Raw genomic sequence first — 1,209 nt, 5'->3', positions numbered from 1 at the left:
ACGGGCCGGGACGACGCGGACGCCATCCTGGCCGGGCTCCAGCACGCCAACGCCTTCGTCGAGGCGATCGGCCACTCGTGGTACCGGCTGCACCCCCTGTTCGCGGAGATCCTGCGGGTCCATCTGCGGGTCAGACTCCCGGGTCTTGAGCCGGAGCTGCACCGGCGGGCCGCCCGCTGGCTGAGCGAGTCGGGCCTGCTGGCGGAGGCCCTGCCGCACGCGGCGGGGGCCGGGGAGTGGGAGCTCGCGGCAGGCCGGTTCGTCGACGAGCTGGCCATGGGCGAGCTGCTGACGGGACTCGACGCCGAACGCCTCGACGGACTGTTCGCCGCCATGCCGTCGGACGCGGCCGGGCCGGCCGCGTGCCTGGTGCGCGCCGCCCGTGAACTCGTCCGCCACGACGTCGACCGGGGCCTGGACTATCTGCGCCGGGCGGAGGAGAACCTGGAGGGCGAGGGGGCGGGCCCCGCGGCCCTGCGGCTGAGCCACGCGCTGCTGCGGGTGTTCGCGGCCCGGCTGACCGGCTCCGCCGACAGGGCGCAGGCGGCGGCCGAGGACATGATGGCGGCGGAGCTGTCCCTTCCGGCCGAACTGCTGGAACGGCACCCCGAGCTGCCGGCCCTGATGCTCACCGGACTGGGCTCGGCACAGCTCTGGGCGGGGCGGCTCGACGCGGCCCGGATCTCGCTGTCCGCCGCCACCCAGGTCGACGACGGACCGTCCACCGCGTCACCCCGGCACGAGTCCCTCGGCCGGCTCGCCCTGATCGACCTCCTGTGCGGGCGGCCCGGTCGCGCGGAGTCGCACGCGCGGGCGGCGGTCGCCGGGGCGGAGCGCTCCGGCCTGCCGCCCCCCGCCCGCACGGGCGTCGCCCAGCTCGTCCTGGCGGCGGTCGCCGTCGACCGCGACGATCTGGCCGCGGCGCAGACCCATCTGGACCAGGCGACCGCCTCCAGCCCGGTCGCGCACGATCCCGTCGCGACGGCGGGCCTGGCGCTGGTGCGCTCCCGGATGCTGCTGGCCAAGGGACATCCGAAGGAGGCGCTGCGCGTCCTGGACGAGCTGAAGCGCCCGCCGCACGGGACCGAGCCCTCGCCGTGGGTGACCGACCGGGCCGCGCTCACCATGTCGACCGCCTACCTGGCCCTGGGTGAACCGCTTGCGGCGATGGACGTGCTCGTGGAGACAGGGGGCGACCGGGCCCGAGGC

Annotated in this window: 1 pseudogene; it reads left to right on the top strand. The window is 76.4% G+C overall.

The annotated features are described in order from the left end of the window. Positions 1 to 1,209: pseudogene (locus ACWEBX_RS41075) on the top strand (helix-turn-helix transcriptional regulator); the annotation flags it as partial.

The organism is Streptomyces sp. NPDC005070 (assembly GCF_053600395.1).
This window is presented reverse-complemented; position numbering and strand designations above follow the sequence as displayed.